This is a genomic window from Bacillus sp. FSL K6-2819 (assembly GCF_038008305.1).
Taxonomy (GTDB): Bacteria; Bacillota; Bacilli; order Bacillales; family Bacillaceae; genus Bacillus; species Bacillus amyloliquefaciens.
This window is the reverse complement of sequence record NZ_JBBOYV010000001.1, coordinates 1,881,223-1,900,721: the sequence shown is the minus strand read 5'-3', so window position 1 is coordinate 1,900,721 and position 19,499 is coordinate 1,881,223. Positions and strand designations below refer to the sequence as shown.

The window sequence follows — 19,499 nt, the reverse complement described above, 5'->3', positions numbered from 1 at the left end:
GGCACGAATGCCGCGGCTGCCGCCAGCCTTCTTCAAAACAGGAATGAAACCAACTGGAGGGATATGAATGTCAGAATTCAAACAACAGGAGTTGTTCTGGGGCCGAATGTTTCATGCGGAAGACCGCCCCAGTGCATTCCCTTCGTTTCAAGTGTCCGACTCAACAGTAAAGCGTGATGTAACGGGTGCATCTGATTGTATTCACAGTACATTGAGTGCGGATGTATCACGGCGCATCCTGACCATGACGCATCAAACGCCAATGGCCGTCTATCTGGTTCTTCTGATCGGTATTGAATCCCTATTGTATAAATACACAGGGGAAGAGGACGTGATTACAGGAGTTCCAACTTTTGAAGACGAAACTGATGAAGATCTTCGTGCAGATCAGCTCATGTTAATTAAACAGCATATCAATGCCGACAGTACGTTTAAATCGATATTCCATGAACTGAAACATACGCTGGATGAAGAGATCTTATATCAGGACGTTCCCTTTGATAAAATGGCCGGACAGCTGCAGCTGAACTACAATGAAAATCATTTGCCGAACGTCCATACAGTTGTTTCGTTAGAGCAAATTCATCCTGATCGTTTCATAGAAACGGCTGCTTCAGATGCTTTGTTTCAGTTTGCTATGGGAGAAGACTCGATTGATGTAAAGTTATTTTTTAATGAACAAGTCTATGACCGTCAGTATATGATGCAGGTGCTCGGGCATTTAAACCGCCTGTTTTCCGTCATATTATTTCAGCCCGATCTCACCCTCGGCGAAGTGGATATTTTGTCAGAAACGGAGACAAATACATTTCTCGTTGACTATCATCATACGAAAACTGAATATCCGCGAGATAAGACGATTTATCAGTTATTCGAAGAACAGGTGAAACGGACACCGGATCAAGCAGCCATTATTTGCGGAGATAGGCAATTCACGTATCGCCAGCTCAATGAACGTGCCAATCAATTAGCCCGAACGTTAAGGGCCAAGGGCGTAATGGCGGACCGGCTTACCGCCATCATCAGCGAACACGAGATTGAACTGGTTGTGGGAATACTGGCCGTTTTAAAAGCGGGCGGAGCCTACGTGCCGATTGATCCGGATTATCCGAAGCATCGCATACAGTATATAGTAGATGACTCCCAAGCTGATATCGTCTTAACGCAGAGCCATCTCTCAAAACAATTGGAACTTGCAGGCACAATGGTTTTCATCGATGAGGAAAGCTCTTACCACGAAGACGGATCTGACCTTGAACCGATCAGCAGTACAAAGGATTTGGCCTATGTCATTTACACGTCAGGTTCCACAGGCAAGCCGAAAGGTGCAGCAATTGAGCATCAGGGTTTAACCAATTATATTTGGTGGGCCCGCGGGGTATATGTCAAAGGAGAAAAAACCAATTTTCCGCTATATTCGTCCATCGCTTTTGATCTGACGGTAACGTCTGTTTTTACTCCGCTTATTACCGGAAATACCATCATTGTCTACGGAGGAGAAAACAAGGCGGTCTTGCTTGATTCCATTATTCAGGATTCAAGGGTGGATATAATCAAGCTGACCCCGGCTCATTTGCAATTATTGAATGAAATGAACATCTCTCCTGAGTGCACCATTCGGAAATTCATTGTTGGCGGCGATAATTTAAGCACGCGTCTCGCCCGAAACATCACCGGGAAATTCGGCGGCAGAATCGAAATCTTTAACGAATACGGTCCTACAGAGACGGTCGTCGGCTGTATGATTTATTCCTTTGACCCGCAAAACGACAGACGGGAATCAGTGCCGATCGGAACCGCCGCGGACAACATGAACATTTATGTGCTGGATAAGAGCATGAAACCGGTGCCGATCGGCGTCCCGGGGGAAATGTATATCAGCGGGGACGGCATCGCCAGAGGATATTTGAACCGGCCGGAATTAACATCTGAAAGGTTTATGCGGAACCCCTTTGTACCGGAGGCGAAAATGTACCGGACGGGAGACTTAGCAAGATGGCTGCCGGACGGTAATATCGAGTACCTCGGAAGGATCGACCATCAGGTAAAAATCCGCGGGTACCGCATTGAAATCGGGGAAGTCGAAGCGGCATTTTATCAGATACCGCCGATTCAAGAAGCTCTCGTTATCGCACAAGAAACCAATGGGGAAACGACTTTGTGCGCCTATTATACCGCCCAGCATTCTTTAACCGCGGGTGAGATCCGTGAACATCTGTCCCGGCAGCTTCCGGCCTATATGATCCCTGCTTATTTCGTACAGCTGACAGCGATGCCGCTTACTTCCAACGGAAAAATAGATCGTCAGGCGCTGCCTGCTCCAACGGGAAATCTCACTGGCAATACCTATACAGCTCCGCGGACGGAACTGGAAAAAATACTAGCCGGGGTGTGGGAATCGGTATTAGGCACAGAACAGGTCGGTATCGACGATCATTTCTTTGAGCTGGGGGGAGATTCGATTAAGTCGATTCAAGTGACCTCAAGCCTGTATCAAGCCGGATATAAGCTTGATATCAAACACTTGTTCAAACACCCGACAATCTCCAGACTTGCTCCTTTTGCAGAGCCGGTCACCCGGATCGCAGAACAAGGGGAAATGAAAGGCCAGGCTTTACTGACACCGGTTCAGCATTGGTTTTTCGCCCGGCAATACCCTGATCCGCACCATTATAATCAAGCCGTCATGCTTTATTTTAAAGAGGGTTTGGTTGAATCGAAGCTTCGGGAAGTCATGAAGAAGATTGCAGAACATCATGATGCTTTGCGCATGGTCTTTGTTCCGGCAGATCATGGATACCAAGCCCGAAACCGGGGGATCGGTGAAGGAGATTTATTCAGCCTCGAAGTTATCTCTTTACTCGAAGAAAACAACCCTGCCCAAACGATTGAAACGATATCCGATGATATTCAGCAATCCATCCATTTAGCCGAAGGACCGCTCATGAAATTGGGATTGTTTCAATGTCAGGATGGAGATCATTTGCTGATTGCGATTCATCATCTGGTCGTCGACGGCGTATCGTGGAGAATTTTACTTGAAGATATAACGTCAGCCTATGGGCAGCTCCAAAACGGCGAAGCGATCAGGCTTCCTAAGAAGACGGATTCCTACCTGCTATGGGCTGAACGATTGAAACGTTATGCAGAAAGTGCAGAATGTGAAGCGGAAAATCAATACTGGTTCGGGCAGAGCCATATCCCGCAATACAAATTGCCAAAGGACAATGAGCAGGAGGCCGGTCTGGCCGAAGACCGGGAAACCATCGTCGTCCAATGGACAGAGGAAGAAACCGAATGTTTATTAAAAAGATCGAACCGGGCCTATACGACTGACATTAACGATTTATTGCTGACCGGACTCGGTACAGCTGTTCATCGCTGGACTGGACATGAAGAGATTCATGTTCATCTGGAAGGACACGGCAGGGAATCTATTTTTCAAGACCTTGATATTTCACGTACGGTGGGCTGGTTTACAAGCCAATACCCGGTTTCTCTTCAAATTCAGGCAGATCAAGACGTCTCACAGCGGATTAGGACGGTGAAAGAACAGCTGCGTCAAATTCCCCAAAAGGGAATAGGATACGGCCTGATTAAATATTTGTCCGATCATCCGAAGGCATCTGAATGGACCGGACATCCGGAAATCAGCTTTAATTACCTCGGTCAATTTGATCAAGATCTCGAAAATGGAGGGATCGAGGTATCTCCTTACTCCGGCGGGAAAATTGCGAGTGACAGGCATCCCATTACCTATACGCTTGACATCAACGGCATGATTTCAGACAGCCGGCTGTCATTGGCCATCAGTTACTGCGGTAAACAATATCGAAGAGAAACAATGGAAATATGTGCCGATCTCTTAAAGAGCAGCCTGAAAGAAGTCATCGAACATTGTGCAGTTCAAGAACAAATTCAGCTGACGCCGAGCGATATTTCGCTGAAAGGCATCACAATCGCGCAATTAGATCAATTTGTTCAGCAAACACAGCATATCGGAGAGATTGAAAATATATATCCCTTAACACCCATGCAAAAGGGCATGCTGTTCCACAGCTTAATCGATTCGGCTTCCAGAGCTTACTTTGAACAAGCCGCTTTTGATCTCAAAGGCGACTTGGATATCGAGGCATTTACGATGAGTTTGTCACAGCTGGCAGAAAGACATGAGATACTCCGGACTCATTTTTACACCGAATGGAAAGATCAGCCTTTGCAGATCGTATTCCGAAAAAAACCTATCGAAATAACCGTAGAAGATATTCGAAGCATGGAGAATGAAGAACGCGGCGAGTTCATTACCGACTTTGTACAAAAAGATAAGGCAAGAGGATTCGATCTTACCCAAGATGCGTTAATGCGCGTATCAATCCTTCTTACAGAGGATGATCAAGCCCGATTGATATGGAGCTTCCATCATATTTTAATGGATGGCTGGTGTCTGCCGCTTATTACGAAAGAAGTATTTGAAACCTATTATGCGATTCTTGACAGAAGAAGTCCCGAGCGGAAGACCGTCACCCGGTACAGCCGTTATATCGAATGGCTGGAAGACCAGAATCATAAGAATGCTTCAGCCTATTGGCAAACATATTTGAACGGTTATGAAGGGCAAACCGTTTTGCCGAAAGAATCAGTTCCAAACCAAGCTGAAGGATATCAAAAACAAATGCTCGCATTCCCGCTCGGAAAGCAGCTCTCAGAAGAAATCAAACGGACCGCAAGTAAGCACGGCGTCACTGTGAATACCTTCATGCAAAGTGCGTGGGGATTGTTGCTGCAAAGATACAACAACAGTCAGGATGTGGTTTTCGGAACGGTCGTATCCGGCCGCCCGGCGGAAATTCCGGGTATCGAATCCATGGTCGGCTTATTTATCAACACCATTCCCGTACGTATTACTTCACAGTCTGAAATGACCGTGGAAGAAGTGTTGAAATTGAGCCAGGAGCAGGCATTGGCCTCTCAGGCATATGATACTTTTCCGTTGTACGAAATTCAGGCTCAAACCGAACAAAAACAGCAGCTGATCAGTCACATCATGGTGTTTGAAAACTACCCGGTCGAGAAGCAAATGGAGCATATGAAACAGGACCATGACGCGCTGGACATTATCAATTTCCATATGGAAGAGCATACCCATTATGATTTCAATTTCATTGTCATGCCGGCGGGGGAAATTGACATTCATTTTGTCTACAATGGCAATGTCTATGATCATGCAAGCGTCAAGCGGATGGAAGAGCATTTGATGCAAATCATTAAGCAAATGGTCAACAATCAGGCGGCCCGCGTCCAAGACCTGAATATACTTACGGCGGACGAACACTCGCTCCTCATAGAGGCATTTAATGATACGGCCGCAGATTATCCAAAGGAAAAGACGCTTCATCAATTGTTTGAGGAACAAGCTGAGCGAACGCCTGAGCAAACGGCTGTCGTATACGGAAAAAGCCGGCTGACTTACCGGGAACTGAATGAAAGGGCGAATCAACTTGCCCGGACATTGCAATCAGAAGGCGTGCAGCCAGATCAGCCGGTCGGAATGATGGTCGAACGTTCACTGGAAATGATCATCGGAATCTTTGGAATCCTAAAAGCCGGCGGTGCGTATGTACCGATCGACCCGAGTTATCCGGACGGCCGGATTCAGTATATCTTGGAGGATTCAGGCACGAAGCTGCTGTTAGTACAGAGTCATTTGAGGGAAGGCTTACCTTTTAGAGGAAAAGTGCTTGATCTGGAAGATCCGCGATTCTCCGGGGAAGATGCTTCAAACCTGGAACAGACGGCAGGTCCGAATCACTTAGCTTATGTCATCTATACATCGGGATCAACAGGCCGACCGAAAGGGGTTATGGTTGAGCATCGATCTGTCATCAATCGTCTCGTTTGGATGCAGGAACACTACCCGCTGGATGAACGGGATGCCATTCTGCAAAAAACCCCAATCACTTTTGATGTATCGGTATGGGAATTGTTCTGGTGGTCGATGACGGGTTCAAAAGCGGTATTGCTGCCAAACGGAGGAGAAAAGAACCCTGACGTCATTTTAGATACGATTGCGCAGAAAGATATCACCGTTATGCATTTTGTACCTGCGATGCTGCACGCTTTTCTTGAATCCATGGAGCAGAAATCCTCCGGGGAATTAAAAAGAAAGCTTGAAACATTAAGATATGTATTTGCAAGCGGCGAGGCTTTGACGCCTGCGCACGTTTCCGGGTTTCACCGTTTGATCACACCGGCAGGCAAGGCTCAAATCATCAATTTATACGGACCGACCGAAGCGACGATCGATGTATCGTATTTTGAATGCGAAGAGGGAGACAAGCATGCCTCAGTTCCGATAGGCAGACCGATTTCCAACATTCAATTGTATATCGTACAGCCCGAATCAGAACATCTTCAGCCGCTTGGTGTGGCAGGAGAGCTGTGTATCGCCGGAGACGGGCTCGCGCGGGGATATTTGAACCGTCCGGAGCTGACAGCAGAGAAGTTTGCAGATCACCCGCTTGAAGCAGGAAAGCGGATGTACCGGACAGGAGACTTAGCAAGATGGCTGCCCGACGGCAATATTGAGTATTTGGGGAGAATTGACCATCAGGTGAAAATCCGGGGCTACAGAATTGAACTCGGCGAGATTGAAACAGCTTTATTGCAACTGGAATCTGTCAAAGAAGCGATCGTCATCGCGATTGAAGAAGAGCGCTCCAAGCAGCTGTGCGCCTACTTGACAGGGGACGAAGCATTCAATACGGCGCAGCTGAAGCGGCATTTGCTGAACAAACTGCCCGCGTATATGATTCCGGCCTATTTTGTACAAGTAGAGAAGATGCCGATAACGGCTAACGGCAAAATTGACCGAAAAGCTTTGCCGGCTCCTGAAGAAAATAGAGTGACCGGAACTGAATACGCAGCACCGGGAACGCTGATTGAAAAGCAGCTGGCCGATATATGGAAAGATATTTTAGCGCTTCCTGAACCGGGGATTAAAGATGACTTCTTTGACGCCGGCGGCCATTCACTCAAAGTATTGCAGCTCATTCATCAAATTAACGCCAGTATGGGAATCAACATGCATTATCAAGCCGTATACGATTTTCCTACCATCGAAACAATGGCACGCGCCATTCAAGCGGCAGTTTTTGAATCCAAGACGGATAACGTATTCGTCAAGCTGAATCAGGAAGGTTCAATCCCTGTGTTCTGTTTCCCGCCTTTAATCGGGTACGGGCTGGTTTATAATGAAATGGCGAAAAGGCTTGATGGCGAATGCACCGTCTATGCCGCTGATTTCTTAGAAGAGCCGGCTCATGAGAAGGAGATCGTTGCCCGGTATGCAGAAAGCATGATAAACATTCAGGAACAAGGACCTTTTGTTTTGCTTGGATACTCTGCAGGATCAAATTTGGCGTTTGAGGTTGCCAAAGCTTTGGAGAATCGGGGACGCACCGTATCTGATGTGCTGATGCTGGATTCTAAAATCACCGATTCGGTAACGCATTTATCGGAAACGGAAATTGAAGAGATCGTCCGTTTGAATATAGATATCATTCCGGACTATTACAGAGAAATATTAACCATACCTTCGATTAAGGATAAAATCAGAAGCTATCTCACGTATCACAATGAACTGATCAATTCCGGCAACGTTAATGCCAATATCCATCATTTATTATGCGGCGATTTGACCGATAGAGGCTGGGCGCAATCCGCTGCACAGCATTACCTTGAATACAAATTAAAAGGAGACCATGTGACGATCTTTGAACCTCACAATATCGAAGAAAATACGGATGCCATTCGATCTATTATCAAAAGGATTGAAGAACGGCACCAGCACGGGCTTGTTCTTGAAGAACAACTGTTATTGGGATCGTTTGCGGGAGACACAAAGTTTGACAAAATGTAAATGATCCAGTGCAAAATGCCGCTGACTGCAATCGGCGGCATTTTTTATAAAAGAGGGTCAGATATTTGCAACGTTTTCACTCTAAAAATCATTCATTTTACGCATTCTTCATGACCTATTGTTGTAATATTTTTCAAAAACCAAATATGTGGAAACAGGAGGATGTTAAGCTGATGAAAAAGTGCAGCGTATGTTTATTGATTCTTGCTTTATTATTGAGCTGTTTACCTGGGGAATATGCGAATGCGGTAAGCGCTCCAATTGCAAAACATGCAGGGAATTCAAACCCGCTTATCGACCATCATTTGGGAGCAGATCCGTTTGCGCTGACCTATAACGGAAGAGTCTATATTTATATGTCAAGTGATGACTATGAATATAATAGCAACGGAACGATTAAAGATAATTCATTTGCCAATTTAAATAAAGTATTCGTCATTTCTTCAGCGGATATGGTGAACTGGACAGACCACGGAGCCATTCCAGTAGCAGGTGCTAATGGAGCTAATGGCGGCCGTGGGATAGCAAAATGGGCAGGGGCGTCATGGGCACCATCAATCGCAGTTAAAAAAATCAATGGCAAGGATAAATTCTTCCTTTATTTCGCAAACAGCGGCGGAGGCATCGGTGTTCTCACCGCAGACAGCCCGACCGCCCCATGGACAGATCCGATCGGAAAAGCGCTGGTAACGCCAAGTACACCAGGAATGTCCGGTGTTGTATGGCTTTTTGATCCGGCAGTGTTCGTAGATGATGACGGTACTGGTTACCTATATGCCGGCGGAGGCGTTCCAGGCGGTTCAAATCCCACACAGGGGCAATGGGCCAATCCTAAAACAGCAAGAGTCATGAAATTAGGGCCTGATATGACCAGTGTTGTCGGAAGTGCATCTACGATTGATGCGCCTTTTATGTTTGAAGATTCGGGAATGCATAAGCACAACGGAACATATTACTATTCCTATTGCCTCAATTTCGGGGGCGCGCACCCGGCCGATAAACCTCCAGGTGAGATCGGCTACATGACCGGCTCAAGTCCCATGGGTCCCTTTACGTATAGAGGGCACTTTCTGAAAAATCCGGGAGCATTTTTCGGAGGCGGCGGAAACAACCACCATGCTGTTTTCAATTTTAAAAACGAGTGGTATGTGGTGTATCATACTCAAACTGTCAGCTCCGCTCTGTTCGGAGCCGGGAAAGGATACCGTTCGCCCCATATTAATAAGCTGGTGCATAATCCAGACGGATCCATTCAAGAGGTAGCGGCAAATTATACAGGTGTAACACAGCTTTCTAATTTGAATCCATATAACCGGGTAGAAGCTGAAACGTTTGCCTGGAATGGACGGATTTTGACCGAGAATTCCTCTGCACCCGGCGGGCCGGTAAATAATCAACATATAACAAACATTCATAACGGAGACTGGATTGCTGTAGGGAATGCAGACTTCGGGTCAGGCGGTGCCAGGGCGTTCAAAGCAAATGTAGCATCCGCTGCAGGCGGAAGAATAGAAGTGCGGCTTGACAGTGTAAACGGAAAGCTTGCAGGAACACTGAATGTCCCTTCCACAGGCGGAACGCAAAATTGGAGAGAAATAGAAACTGCGGTAAGCGGCGTAACCGGTGTACACAACGTATTCTTTGTATTTACCGGAACAGGTACAGGAAACTTGTTTAATTTTGATTACTGGCAGTTTACGCAAAGATAACACCAGTTATGGCACCGCTTGTTTTCGAAATAAAAGCAGACAGAACACATTTTTCTAATACGGCAAAAGATAAAAGATATATGAAGGAGAGGAAAAAATGATGTCGGGCGTAAAAAAACCAATTTGTCTATTATTGGCATGTTTCACTATGCTGTCAGTACTGTTAATGGGCCCAGGCGCTGCTGAGGTCTTAGCGGCAAGTGATGTAACAATTAATGTATCTGCAGAAAAACAAGTAATTCGCGGTTTCGGAGGAATGAACCACCCTGCTTGGGTTGGAGATTTGACAGCTGCTCAAAGAGAAACTGCATTTGGCAATGGACAGAATCAGTTAGGCTTTTCGATCTTAAGAATTCATGTGGATGAAAATAGAAATAATTGGTACAAAGAGGTAGAGACTGCAAAGAGTGCGATCAAACATGGAGCAATCGTTTTTGCTTCCCCTTGGAATCCGCCAAATGATATGGTTGAGACTTTCAATCATAATGGTGACACTTCAGCTAAGCGGCTGAGATACGATAAGTACGCCGCATACGCGCAGCATCTTAACGATTTTGTTACCTTCATGAAGAATAATGGTGTGAATCTTTATGCGATTTCTATGCAAAACGAGCCTGATTACGCACACGAATGGACATGGTGGACGCCGCAAGAAATACTTCGATTCATGAGAGAAAATGCCAGTTCCATTAATGCCCGCGTGATTGCGCCAGAATCATTTCAATACTTGAAAAATATATCGGACCCCATTTTGAACGATCCGCAGGCGCTTAGGAATATGGATATTCTCGGAACCCACCTGTACGGTACGCAGGTCAGTCAGTTTCCTTATCCTCTTTTCAAACAAAAAGGAGCGGGGAAGGACCTTTGGATGACGGAAGTATACTATCCGAACAGTGATAACAACTCGGCGGATCGATGGCCCGAGGCCTTGGATGTTTCACAGCATATTCACAATTCGATGACAGAAGGGGATTTTCAAGCTTATGTTTGGTGGTACATCCGAAGATCATACGGTCCTATGAAAGAAGATGGCACGATCAGCAAACGAGGCTACAATATGGCTCATTTCTCAAAGTTTGTGCGCCCCGGCTATGTAAGGATTGATGCAACGAAAAACCCTAATCCGAATGTTTACGTGTCAGCCTATAAAGGTGACAACAAAGTCGTGATTGTGGCCATTAACAAAACCAATACAGGGGTCAACCAAAACTTTGTATTGCAGAACCGATCTGCTTCACAAGTGTCCAGATGGGTCACGAGCAGCAGCAGCAATCTTCAACCCGGAACAGACCTCAATGTAACCGACAATCATTTCTGGGCTCATCTTCCAGCTCAAAGCGTGACAACATTTGTTGTAAAGCGTTAAAGACAACATCATAGCAATAAGCCAATTTTCTCACACAAAAAAGAAAATTGGCTTATTTTCTGTGGTACAAGAGAAGTATTGATTTTTTAACTATGCACGGACATTGGGTATAATAAAGACAATGACTTCAAGGAGTGATCAATGTATGTCGCAGACTCAAAGCAAAGTATTAATAATAGATGACGAAAGAGAAATTTTGGAACTGATCAAAACCGTATTAATAAGAGAAGGCATTGATCGCGTGATTACAGCTTCTACTGCCCGTGATGGATTGGCTCAATTTCATCAAGAAAATCCAGATCTGGTTATATTGGATATCATGCTCCCAGACGGTGAAGGCTATGATATCTGTAAGCAAATAAGAGATATTTCACATGTTCCGATTATTTTTTTGTCTGCAAAAGGAGAGGAAACGGACAAAATTGTAGGACTTGCCATCGGTGGGGACGACTACATTACAAAACCCTTCAGCCCTAAGGAAGTCGCATATCGGGTCAAAGCACAGCTAAGAAGATCTTCTTACTTACAGCCATCTCAAACCGACACCCTGATAAAAGCAGGGCCCTTTGAATTACATCAGCAGCAAGCCGAGCTCACCAAAAACGGAGCGGCTATTGAGTTAACACCTAAAGAACTCATGCTCATGACATATTTTTTGCAGCATCCCAATCGGGTGATCAGTAAAGAAACACTTTATCAAGCTGTATGGGGAGAAGATTTCTTCGGTTCTGACAATACGGTGATGGTTCATATACGCAGACTCCGGGAGAAAATAGAAACCATCCCATCCACACCAGACTTTCTCGTCACTGTAAAAGGGTTAGGCTACAAATTTGTTGTAAAGGATGCTTAAGTATGAATTGGCGATTAACAGGCAGGTACATGGTATCTGTCATCATAGTAACCATCATTACTGTTTTCATTAATTTATTTGTTTTCATGATTTGGCTCATTTTTCAAGCGAACAGTCAACATGAGGAAGAAAATACGCCAGAATCCTTCACAAGATCATTTCAGCAATATGTCACATTTTCCAATAATGGAATTTCAGTAAACAAAGAGGGCCAACAAGCCTTAAAAGAACAGAATGCTTGGATTCAGATATTGGATGAAAACGGACAAGATGTGTATCATGCTAGAGCACCTAAAGGCCTGAAGGAAAAATATACGCCTTTAGAAATAGTGAATTTACATAAATATAAGGATAAGAAATTATTATCAACCATTTACGCCAGCGGAAAAAAAGTGAACGGCAAGGAGTACAGTTACTTTATAGGGTTTAAAAATCCCTCTCTCGCAAAGTATATCCTCTCATATGACACCAAGGAATTAGTGACGAAGTTCAATGCAGGGACCATCATTTTATTATCAATAGATGCAATGATCGCGTTATTGATCGGATATCTATTCAGCCGGCAGCTCACAAAACCGCTAGGCAGTGTCATTCAAGGAATCCAAAGATTAGCTAATGGAGATTACACGATCAAATTGACATCCAAAGGAATTTATAAAGATGTGTTCTATAATGTCAATCACTTAGCGGAACAACTATCGTCAAGCAAAAAAGAAAAAGATAAATTAGAGCAAATGCGTGAAGAATGGATCAGTCATATTTCTCATGACATTAAAACACCATTAGCCTCTATACAAGGCTATGCAGAAATCATCAAAGATCCAAATTACCATCTTTCAGTCGATCAGATCAGAGATTACGCCCAAATCATTGAGAATAAATCCCTCTATATGAAAGAAGTTGTGGAAGATTTAAATTTAACGACAAGGCTGAAAAACAACGATGTGATGTTAAATAAAGAGCAGGTAAACCTTGTTTTGCTGCTGCGGGAAACATTAATTGATATTTTAAACGATTCCAGATATGCGGATAAGACTATTGAGCTTCAAACCAGCCTGGAAAAGCTGATTCTGAACCTTGATGTAATATTGATCAGAAGAGCGGTCACGAATCTCATTTTAAATGCTCTCGTTCACAATGATCCTGATGTGAAGATCGTTGTACAGCTTGAACAAAAAGAACGAACCCATGTGACAATTAAGGACAACGGCAAAGGGATAGAAGAGGAGGAGCTGGAGAAAGTGTTTGACCGCTATTACAGAGGGACAAATACAGGAACAGCGCATGCAGGCTCTGGTCTAGGGATGGCCATAGCAAAGGATATTATCCAAAAGCACGGCGGGGACATCACCATTCACAGCACCGCGGGGAAAGGGACAACGATAGATATCCAATTATCCTAATGGCCACACAAAAAAAACGGTTCTGCTCATCAATAACAGAACCGTTTTTTTACTTATTGTTCCGAAAACACTTTGATTCCTTTGACAATGTTCCAGATGAAAAAATAGATCGCCAAAATAAATGTAACGGCATATGTCGCAAGCAGGAAAGGCCCAGCATGACTGATGTCTTTCATACCAAGTAAACCTGAACCGATGATGCCAATTCCGAAAATTAAATAAGGTATCAAATGCGTCCACAAAGATTTTTTCGCATGATATTTCACATCGTCCTGACCTAAGAAATAGACGATAATCGGAAACAAAAACGGCGCAAAAAATATACTGAAGTAACATAATGAAGACAAAATTTTATTTTCTCTCAAAACTTTTCACCTCTATCATTTATTGAAGGGGAATTCCTTTGACTGAATCCCTTACTGAAGTACAAACCTATTGTACAATCTCAACCTTAACCTGTATTAATCCGAACCTTACATCAACCTTAAATTAACAAGCACCGCTTAAATAATCAGAGGAAGGAGACCCAGGCTTAAAAGAACCCAATATGAATTTCATTTTCTAGTTTACATAATATATATTCTAGGAAGTTGCACAAAAGAATAAAATCTGTGTCTCAACACTTAAGTATACTTTAGTTATTGAGACAGAAAAGAAATTTATAACAAAATAAGCGGTCTGTTGCGTTTGCGGTCATTTTGTTAACCTGTTGTAGATACAGCTGAATCAAACCTGACACTGCAAACGGTACAAAAGCAATTTTCAAATTATCAAAAGCAAACCATTGCTGTTTTCTGCATTTTATTATCCAATGAAAACGCGCACAAATGAAAAATTCATGTCTGATAATACTCTGCCGCACCTTCCCTGCTCGTTTCCGCCGATTTTCTCGCATCGGCTTCCCACATAGTCCATAAAGCGCCTGATACGCCCCCATCGTTGTTGCTCTCATGTCTTGCGGAACAGTTTCAATCGACATTCCAAGCAGCAATGGAAAAATAAAGCCAATTGAAAGCCTATGCAAACTTGAACGAAATAAAGCGCCATTGGGCTGCTTGAGTACATCACAATAACAAAAGCGCTTTCAGTCAATATAAATATTCCCGCACCCATATGATGAGAAAAAGCCGCCTGATGAACAGACGGCTTTGCAGCTTGTTATTTGCTTCAGGGAGCGTGAGTGATCCGATAATGCACAGTTAAAAACTTCAGGCCGAACAGCCACATATGATGAACGGCCTTTAGTGTTGTTTCGTTTTGGGCCGCAATAAGAAATGTCTCTGCCAGCGGAAGATGACATGCCCACCATTTCGTTTGAAGATAAATTCCTTCATCACCCGCTCCGCTTTTTCGGCGTCTGCTCGTCAAAACAAGATTCTGCTTATGCGCATAAGGCTTTAAAATGCCCGTCATTTGGCTGTACGGCAGCGGGAGAGAAATATTTATGTATCCCTCCCCATTTGACCTGTACACTGAATACAGTGCAGTAAAGACGGTTTCCTGCCTTTCATTAGTTCTGATCCACGCACGGACATGCTTTCGTCCGTCTCTGTCAGAGTCAACACCTTTCATATCGCTGTGCATGATATACCAATCCGGATTCATTGACAGATGGATCTGCCCCGCTCTTCTGCTGAACGGCTCGTACATGCGCGCAAACGGACGAAACCATCTGCTCCACGTCACTTTCGCCTTGATGTCATAATCAATTGTCTTTTCATAAAAGGAAATAACGGCCGGCGACAGTTTTTCGGCAGAAAAGTCTTCAGAATGCAGCTCTCTCATCTGATCTAGAAGGCCGGTATAATGTATGTCATTTGCTGCATGAATATCATTCAAAAAATTTTTGCCTATCGTCCTCTTTCCGTAAATACGGCTGAACGTTCGTTCACTGCCTTCATCGAACGGTCTTGGGTTTTCTATTCTCCAGCCGGCCAAAGCCGGCAGAATAACGCCGAATGCATTGACGGCCCCGTGAATCCAAATCATCTGGCTGATCGTAAACGTTGCCTCCCCGCGGAAGACACCGAACGAATATATTAAAGAAAAAGCAATTGTTATCATTAACACAGCTGAAGAGCCCCTGATTAAGATACTGCCTGTTTTCGTAACAAACGGCGCCTTAAAGACGAGATACGCATTAACATACAGACCCGCCAGATACAGAGCGACGGCAATCACATCAAGTGTCTTTGAAAATGTAATCCCCATGGCAATAAGAATCGGCGAAATCAAAATGATGACCGTGCTCCACCTGTAAAGGACGCGGTTCTCCCGGATGATCCTTCCGAGCAAACCATTGAAGATCGGAATAAGAAATGCGGAATAGTGAAAGTGCACAGCCGTCAGCAGCACGATAAGCGGACTGAAATCCATGACGGGAATCTGAAGAACGTATGCGAAAAACCAGACTCCGCCGCCGGCTAAATAAACAAAGCCTGCCATAACTGACATCTCTTCTGTTCTATGAATATTTGTTTTCACCAGCCGCAGTACAGCATACAGCGCCAAACCAAGCGTATAAATGAACCACACAACGGCAAAAAAGCTGAAGTCTGTGATCAGCGCAAGCGCCGCACTTAAAGCGGCAATAGGATAACTCCGTAATAACACGTTCTCTAAAGTTTTTGAAGACCGAAAAGCAAAAGGGAATACAGCAGGAACGAAAAGAAGGACGGATAATAAAACAAACGTCTCAGCAGCTGATAGATGCGGAGCTTCAGCCGCCGCAAATCCCAAAAAGCAAACCGCACTTACAATAAGATGACGTTTCAGCATATTTCTCCCTCTGTTTCCCGAAAAGTCCCCCGGTAAAAGAAAAGTGTGCCGAGTATCCGGTTTTTCACATGTACCTTTATGCTGAAGCAATTCATCTCCTCATCATAAGCCTCATAAACGGTTGAACTGCCGCACAGCCATGCCGGCAGCAGGATTTTCTTTCCGCCTATCAGGAGCCACTGCTTTCCGGATGTAATGACAAGCCCTCCGGCTGAAGACGCTTCTAAATGCAGTTCAGACAGAAGGATGTGAGGCTTGCCGAAGTAATCAAGAATTCTATTTTCCCGCTCGTCATATTCCATGACTGCATCAAAATAACGCGTTTTTCCTTTAAAGAAAAAGGTACGGTTCCATTCCACGCCATTTAGCCTGTTTTTGTTTTCGATGGTAAAAGGGATATCTTTGCCCCTCTCTGAGAAAAAACATCTGAAAAAAACGCCGGTCTTTAAAAGCATTCTGACAAACAAAGATCCTCCCTTAATTTCTGACATAACTCCTTCTCCGCAAAATGTGCTTGATCCGCCAAGCCTGTACCTTTTCTGCAGCATTGGATGCAGTGATTGATAATGAATAATTGCTTTTTCATACATTGAATCCGTCATTTCGCTTCTCTCTCTTTCGTTTTGTATGTCCGGCGCTCGGCAGCTTAAGCTCAAGAATCAAACCAGCTATCGTAAGTATTCCTAACGGGATCGCGAATCCGCCGCCGGAATATAGCATTGCCGATATACAAAAGAAGACTGACTGCCCGGCGTGAATCAGCCGCTTTCTCCGCATGGGAAGCAGCCATAATACCCCTAACCCTGTCTCCAGCGCGCCCCTCACTATCTCTGCATCGGCAAAGCAATCATAAAAGCCTTGAAAAAACCAATACAGACTGAATATCAGACACATCAAGACATAGACAAATCCAAAACGGATGGATATCTTAGGATGTCTGTTTTGTTCTATCCAAAGCCGTAACGCATCAAAGCTCCATGCGGTAGCCCAGCCCAGCAGAGGACGAAATAAAAACCGGTCTATCAATCTTCCCGGCAGACCGCGGGCCGTTTCATATTAATATTGAGTCAAAAATGTATGTTTCCGTTATCCCGCTCTATATACTTCCAATAGCCTCTGCCCTCTTTTATCAGAGACAGCGGGTGATCAGAGGCAAATGCAAGCGCTGAGACCCTTTCTGACGATTGAGGCCTTTTGTCACCCATTGATTTGCCTGTGCCGGATACCTTCAGCCCAAAACCGATCCGTGTTTCATATAGGAATCTTTATCTTTGCGGTTCACCTGGCAACCTATGAAGATATGTAATGTCAGAAAAGCGCAGGTCCCATTCCTTATGAAGAAGCGGGTTTTGCGTATATTCCCAAAGCGTTTCTATATCAGATGCAATATTGATTTCGACATATATCGGCTTCTGTTTCATGCCCCCTCCTCTTCCCTTCTTTTGTAAACAATTCCTATATTATCATAGGAACAGATAAAGCGGCAGAACAAAAAGGCCATCCCGTTTCCAGCAGGAGAGCCTCTGTGACTTTGTTGACTTATATATAAGTGATTTTGTCTTTTTATCTTCAGTTAAACATAGCAAATCCGACAGAGAAATTGGTGAAAATCAGCCCCATTTTGGGTTGCCAATGTGAGATCCTTCTTTACACGAAAACCCTTACAGATACAAGATGAAAATACAATAAATTCAAAAAAGTCTGTTTACAAGAACAGTTTTTCACATAAAAAACTCCTCACATTTTTCTGTGAGGGGTTTTGAAAAATATATGCAAATTTCCTTAGTTAGCAGTCTTGCGTTCAGGGCTTGTACCTTCTTCTTCCGCCCATGTTTCAATATGCTTCAGCTCTGGGGCATTCTCAGCTTTGAACACGGGATCAAGACCTTTTTTGCGCTGAGCGGCATAATCCTTATAGATCTTGTAGGCTACATTACTCAGCAGCAAGATTGCCACTAAGTTAATGAGAGCCAAGAGTCCCATAAACAAGTTTGCCATATCCCAGACAATCTGGAAGTCAGCCAAACATCCGTATACCACCATCACGATGACGAATACGCGGTAAATGTTAAGCCATGTTTTGCTTGTTTTAATAAATTCAATGTTCGTTTCACCATAGTAATAGTTGCCGACGACTGAGCTGAATGCGAATAAAAACATCGCAATCGCAATAAATGTCGGCGCCCAGCCGCCAAGATGGTGCTGCAGTGCGGCTTGTGTCACTTGGATGCCGTCGCCTTTAGGCGTAACGCTGTACAATAAAATGATAAAAGCAGTCGATGTACAAACGATAAAAGTATCAAAAAACACGCCGAGCGTCTGGATGAATCCCTGTTTAGCCGGGTGCGACACGTGTGCAGTTGCTGCGGCATTCGGCGCGCTCCCCATACCCGCTTCGTTTGAAAACAGGCCGCGCTGCGCTCCGATAATAATGATACTCCCTAAGCTTCCGCCGACGATCTGCTCAAGACCGAACGCATTTTTCACAATCGTAACCAGCAGCTCAGGTACCGCCGTAATATTCACAATAACGACATACAGCGCGATCAGAATATACATACCCGCCATGACGGGAACGATTAATTGTGAAACGGATACAACACGTTTCAGACCGCCGAATATGATGAAAGCCGTTAATACAGCTAAAATGATTGCGATAACTGTTTTATTCACATGGAATGCTTCGTCAAACGCGACGGAAATCGTATTTGACTGTACGGCATTAAATATAAGCCCGAAAGAAACGGTAATCAATACGGCGAATAAAATACCGAGCCAGCGGGCGCCGAGGCCCTTTGCCATGTAATATGCCGGTCCGCCGCGGAAATCTTCGCCTGAACGCACTTTATAAAGCTGCGCCAACGTACTTTCCACAAAGCTGGAAGCCATACCGACAATCGCTACGATCCACATCCAAAATACTGCGCCGGGACCGCCTGTTGCAATCGCCAGCGCGACACCGGTCAAGTTTCCGGTTCCGACACGGGAAGCGGCCGAGATAAAGAATGCCTGCATTGAAGACACTCCTTTATTTCCTTGCGGCTTCTCCCCGACGATTCTGAACATTTCAATAAAGTATCGGAATTGAATAAAGCGAAAACGGAACGTAAAAAACAATCCGATTCCTACTAAAATATAAACAAGATACTTCCAAATAAAATCATTTGGAACATTTATGATTTCACTGATGAAAGCCTCCATGTTTAACCTCCCTTTTACATATCTTTTACTGTCATTTTGCTGCATATGTTAGATTTTTTAACACAACGAGTATTATTATATCACACAAACAGGTGTTGAGAAGTTTTTTTAAGAAAATGTTTTGGTTTCTCCATTACGCTTTCCTTATTGGTATGCTCTTTTTTTATCCCTCAGACTGAAAAATGTTGTCACGTCAGAAGGCTTGCGTGCATATGATAACAAATAGCCTTTAAGAAAAAAGAGATGAAAAGACGGACGGAATGGTATA

Annotated in this window: 9 protein-coding genes and 1 pseudogene; 5 read left to right on the top strand and 5 right to left on the bottom strand. The window is 44.3% G+C overall.

Annotated elements, in window-relative coordinates; translation table 11 throughout:
- The first annotated feature begins 67 nt into the window (after positions 1-67).
- The 5 genes from MHH91_RS09625 to MHH91_RS09605 all read left to right on the top strand — a co-directional run bounded on the left by MHH91_RS09625 (position 68) and on the right by MHH91_RS09605 (position 13,252).
- Positions 68-7,918, top strand: coding sequence for a non-ribosomal peptide synthetase (locus MHH91_RS09625; RefSeq protein ID WP_014471872.1), 7,851 nt, complete (start codon positions 68-70; stop codon positions 7,916-7,918).
- Positions 7,919-8,088: 170 nt separating this feature from the next.
- The gene (locus MHH91_RS09620) at positions 8,089-9,627 is read left to right on the top strand and encodes a glycoside hydrolase family 43 protein (RefSeq protein ID WP_038463229.1); all 1,539 of its coding nucleotides are present in this window, start codon (positions 8,089-8,091) and stop codon (positions 9,625-9,627) included.
- Between the two features lie 97 nt (positions 9,628-9,724).
- Positions 9,725-10,996 carry a glycoside hydrolase family 30 beta sandwich domain-containing protein gene (locus MHH91_RS09615; RefSeq protein ID WP_014471870.1) on the top strand — a complete coding sequence of 424 codons (1,272 nt, stop codon included), beginning with the start codon at positions 9,725-9,727 and terminating at the stop codon, positions 10,994-10,996.
- A 145-nt stretch (positions 10,997-11,141) separates the two neighbouring features.
- On the top strand, positions 11,142-11,849 hold the full coding sequence (locus MHH91_RS09610; RefSeq protein ID WP_014470349.1) for a response regulator transcription factor: 708 nt from the start codon (positions 11,142-11,144) through the stop codon (positions 11,847-11,849).
- A gap of 2 nt (positions 11,850-11,851) precedes the next feature.
- The gene (locus tag MHH91_RS09605; protein WP_013352444.1) at positions 11,852-13,252 is read left to right on the top strand and encodes a HAMP domain-containing sensor histidine kinase; all 1,401 of its coding nucleotides are present in this window, start codon (positions 11,852-11,854) and stop codon (positions 13,250-13,252) included.
- 53 nt (positions 13,253-13,305) lie between these two features.
- On the opposite strand, the gene MHH91_RS09600 is transcribed toward MHH91_RS09605, so the two are convergent.
- The 5 genes and pseudogenes from MHH91_RS09600 to MHH91_RS09580 form a co-directional block, all read right to left on the bottom strand.
- Positions 13,306-13,617, bottom strand: coding sequence for a DUF4870 domain-containing protein (locus MHH91_RS09600; protein WP_013352443.1), 312 nt, complete (start codon positions 13,615-13,617; stop codon positions 13,306-13,308).
- Positions 13,618-14,419: 802 nt separating this feature from the next.
- Positions 14,420-16,030 carry a YndJ family protein gene (locus tag MHH91_RS09595; RefSeq protein ID WP_013352442.1) on the bottom strand — a complete coding sequence of 537 codons (1,611 nt, stop codon included), beginning with the start codon at positions 16,028-16,030 and terminating at the stop codon, positions 14,420-14,422.
- Entirely contained in the window at positions 16,024-16,632 is a 609-nt protein-coding gene (locus MHH91_RS09590) for a DUF4166 domain-containing protein (protein WP_013352441.1), read from the bottom strand. The genes MHH91_RS09595 and MHH91_RS09590 overlap by 7 nt, the downstream gene beginning before the upstream one ends.
- Positions 16,613-17,451, bottom strand: a pseudogene (locus MHH91_RS09585) (hypothetical protein). The gene MHH91_RS09590 and the pseudogene MHH91_RS09585 overlap by 20 nt, the downstream one beginning before the upstream one ends.
- A 361-nt stretch (positions 17,452-17,812) precedes the next feature.
- Complete coding sequence (locus MHH91_RS09580; RefSeq protein ID WP_013352438.1) at positions 17,813-19,231, bottom strand: alanine/glycine:cation symporter family protein; 1,419 nt, start codon at positions 19,229-19,231, stop codon at positions 17,813-17,815.
- Between the last annotated feature and the right edge of the window lie 268 nt (positions 19,232-19,499).